The organism is Mesorhizobium sp. M7A.F.Ca.ET.027.03.2.1, from assembly GCF_003999175.1.
Classification (GTDB): domain Bacteria; phylum Pseudomonadota; class Alphaproteobacteria; order Rhizobiales; family Rhizobiaceae; genus Mesorhizobium.
Genome location: NZ_RZOM01000634.1, coordinates 1 through 3,606 on the forward strand (window position 1 = coordinate 1; position 3,606 = coordinate 3,606).

Here is a 3,606-nt window from a genome sequence, read left to right on the forward strand (position 1 = left end):
AAGCTGCCGCTGATCCTCGACAAAAGCTTGATGCGGCCGGCCGACAGCAGGCGCCCGGCGCGGCCGGCGGCCAGCGCATAGGTCGAATCCGAGAAGGCGGCGAAGATCATGGCGGTCAGGCCCATGATGGCGATCTGCAGCGAGTAGTTGCCTTGCGGCGAAATGAACTGCGGAAAGAAGGCGCCGAAGAAGATCAACGTCTTGGGGTTACTGAGCGCCACCAGCAGGCCCTGCAGGAAGAAGCCGCCGCGCGGTTTCCTGGCCGTTCCATCGGCGTTCAGCGTGCCTTTGGAACGGAACATCTGCACACCCATCCAGATCAGATAGGCGGCGCCGATCAGCCGCACCCACTCGAACCAGTGGCCCATGCCCGCGATCAGTGTGTTGAGGCCGATGCCGACGATGGCGATCATCACGGCAAGCCCTGCCTGCGTGCCGGCGACATTGGCGAGACCGGCGCGGGAGCCATGGCGGATGCTGTTGGCGATGATCAGCGTGACCGTTGGGCCCGGCACCAGGATAATGACGATGCAAGCGAGGACATAGGCGGCGTAGAGTTCCAGCGACATGATTTTTCCCCAGGAATGCCGCCGATGCGGCGCGGCTTGAGGACAATCAATGCATAGCAGCGCAGCCGGTGCAAGCCGCTAACTAGCGCCCTGCGACACGCCAGTCCGCCCGGTTCAGGCGCCGGTCTGCCAAGGCAGCGTTGCCTCATAGGCCGCGGCCGCCTTCAGCACGGCGAGGTCGCCGCGCGGCCGGCCGATCAGTTGCATGCCCATCGGTCGGCCCCTATCGTCGAAGCCGACCGGCACGTTGGCCGCCGGGCAGCCGCCCAAGGTCGCGAAGGCGGAAACCTGCATCCAGCGGTGATAGCTGTCCATTGCGCGTCCGGCGACCTCACGCGGCCAATGCGTATCGACATCGAAGGGGAAGACCTGCGCGGTCGGCAGCGCGACGAGATCATAGCGGTCGAAGATCGACAGCAGCGTGCGATGCCAGGATGTACGGGTCACGGAGGCGGCGCGGATCTGCGGCGCCGTCAGCCGCATGGCGTTCTCCACTTCCCAGATGGCTTCCGGCTTGAGCAGGCGGCGCTTCGCGGGATCGTCATAGTGGGTTTTGAGCGCGCAGCCGCTGCTGGCCTGGCGCAGCGTCACGAAGGCCTGCCACAGCGCTTCGAAATCGAAATCCGGCAGCAACGGTTCAGTCGCGAAGGATGCATCCGCAAAGCGGCCAAGTGCCGCCTCGCACAGGCCGAGAATGCCTGTTTCAACCGGCAGATGACCGCCGAGGTCGCCGAGCCAGGCGATGCGGCCAGCAGTTGCCGGTATTCCAAGCCCTTCGAGGAACGAGCCGGGTTTCTCGTAGGACAATGGCGCGTGCGGGTGGTAACCGGCCTGCACATCGAGCAGCAGCGCCATGTCACGGACGTTGCGGCCCATCGGCCCGTCGACGCCCATCTGCGCATGGAAGACTTCAAAATCGGGTCCGCCGGGAACAAGTCCTTGCGACGGGCGGAAGCCAAAAACATTGTTCCAGGCGGCCGGGTTGCGCAGCGAGCCGCCGAAGTCGCTGCCATCGGCGACGGGAACCATGTCGAGCGCCAGGGCCACCGCCGCGCCGCCGCTCGAGCCGCCGGCGGTCAGGGCCGGATCGAAGGCGTTCAGCGTCGGCCCGAACACGGCGTTGTAGGTGTTGGAGCCGAGCCCGAATTCGGGGACGTTGGTCTTGCCGATGATGATGGCGCCGGCATTGCGAATGCGCTCGACGAAGAAATCGTCTTCCTGCGGCACGAAATCGGCGAAGATCGGCGAGCCGAAGGAGGTCCTGAGGCCGGTGGTCGAGGCGAGATCCTTGATGGCGATCGGCATGCCGAAGAGCGGACCCGCCGCTTCGGCTCGCGACAGGCTGGCATCGGCCGCATTGGCTTCGCGCAGGATATCGGCGCGATCGCGCAAGGAGACGATGGCGTTGACCAGCGGATTGACCGCCTCGATGCGATCGAGGAATGCCGCCACCACCTCGCGCACGGAAAGCTCTCTCTCCCGGATCGCGCCGGCGAGTTCGACCGCGGACAGGCGGCAGATGTCGCCTGCCGGCGGCACGGCATGTTTCGTTTGAGGACGCAGCATTTTAATGGGTTTCCTGCAGCGCCTGATCGACGTCTTTGGCGAGCGGGATCGCCGGTTGGGCGCCAGGCTTCAGGCAGGCCAGCGAACCGGCCGCGCCGGCGCGCGCCAGCGCCTGTTCGAGCGCGAGGCCCGACGACAGGCTGGCGGCGAAATAGCCGCAGAAGGTGTCGCCGGCGCCGACCGTGTCGACAGGCGTTATCTTGCGCGCAGCAACGGCCAGGAACTCGGTCGGTGTCGCCGCCATCACGCCGTCGCCGCCGAGCGTGACGACGACGATGCGGCCGGTCTTTCCGGCAAAGTCGCGCATGCGGGCCGCCCGGTCGCGGCCTTGCAGCGACAGCGCTTCGCCATAGAGGTCGAACTCGGTTTCGTTGGCGACGATATAGTCCGCCTTTTCGAGAAAGCCGGCTGCCTGCCCCTGGAAAGGCGCCGTGTTGAGCACGGTGATGGCGCCGGCCGCCCTTGCCTGGTCGAGGGCGGCATCGACGGTGGCCAGCGGAATCTCATTTTGCAGCAGCACGACGTCGCCTTTTTTCAGAAAGGCCTTGGAGAGATCGCCGGGGACCACGGAAGCGTTGGCGCCCGGCACCACGGCGATGATGTTTTCGCCGTCGTCGGCGACCATGATCAGTGCCGTGCCGGTCGAGGCGTGAGTCTCGGCAACGCCGGACAGGTCGACCTTGCCGTCGCGTAGCAATGCCAGTGCCTCGGCGGCGAAGCTGTCCCTGCCGACGGCGCCAACCATGCGCACCGAGGCGCCGGCGCGTGCGGCGGCCAGCGCCTGGTTGGCGCCCTTGCCCCCGGGCGCGGTGGTGAAGGCCGAGCCGCCCACCGTCTCGCCGGGGCTCGGCAAGCGGTCGACCTTGGCGATAAGGTCGAGGTTGATCGAGCCGATGACGATAATCAAGCAGGGCCTCCTGGCAACGCAACTTCAAAATGTCGGAGCGTCTTCGTGCATCCGGGCGAACGCAGATCGTTCCGATTGCGTGGAAGCTAACCCGTAAGGCCGCGGCTTGCCAGACCACGCGCATGGTCCAGTCCGATTTGAGGTGTCGTGGCCTTATTCGCAGCGCACGGTGACCGTGCCCTGATAATTGCCGGCGGGAAAGATACCGCTCGACTTGGTGGCGGTGAGGTCGACCTGCATCGCGTGGGTGCCGTTGGCAACCCTCTGCGGCACACTTCCGTTGACATCGACCCCCGAGCCATCGAGGCGGAAGACTGAAGCGAAGGTCACGTTAGTGCCGCCGCCGCTCGGCGCGGAGGAGAATGCGGCAGGCGCCGGCGCCGAAACCGAATAGCAGTCAAGCAAGTTAAGTATCGAGCACAACAGGGAACTTGCCACCACGGTGGCGCTGGCGCTCGATCCGCCTGCCTGTTTGGAGCTCAGTATGCTGATGGCGGGATTGGCCTTCATCGTTCCGGACGCCCCGACCATGATGGTGCAGGTGCCGATGATCGCCGCCTGCAC

The 3,606-nt window shown here is 65.8% G+C and carries 4 protein-coding genes; all 4 read right to left on the reverse strand.

The window, feature by feature from the left end; genetic code table 11:
* Window positions 1-569: LysE family translocator (locus EN750_RS23810; RefSeq protein ID WP_145967864.1), on the reverse strand; the 569-nt coding region annotated here is incomplete at its 3' end.
* A gap of 114 nt (window positions 570-683) precedes the next feature.
* Window positions 684-2,135 (reverse strand): amidase, encoded by a 1,452-nt coding sequence (locus tag EN750_RS23815; protein WP_127397827.1) that lies wholly within the window; start codon window positions 2,133-2,135, stop codon window positions 684-686.
* 1 nt (window position 2,136) lies between these two features.
* Window positions 2,137-3,042: a ribokinase gene (locus tag EN750_RS23820; RefSeq protein WP_127397828.1), complete on the reverse strand. Its 906-nt coding sequence runs from the start codon at window positions 3,040-3,042 to the stop codon at window positions 2,137-2,139.
* 153 nt (window positions 3,043-3,195) lie between these two features.
* A complete protein-coding gene (locus EN750_RS23825; protein ID WP_127397829.1) occupies window positions 3,196-3,606 on the reverse strand; it encodes a hypothetical protein in 411 nt (136 codons plus the stop codon).

Bases quoted from the DNA above. Each gene is read 5' to 3' on its own strand.
- EN750_RS23815 (WP_127397827.1), bottom strand. From the start codon at position 2,135: ATGCTGCGTCCTCAAACGAAACATGCCGTGCCGCCGGCAGGCGACATC.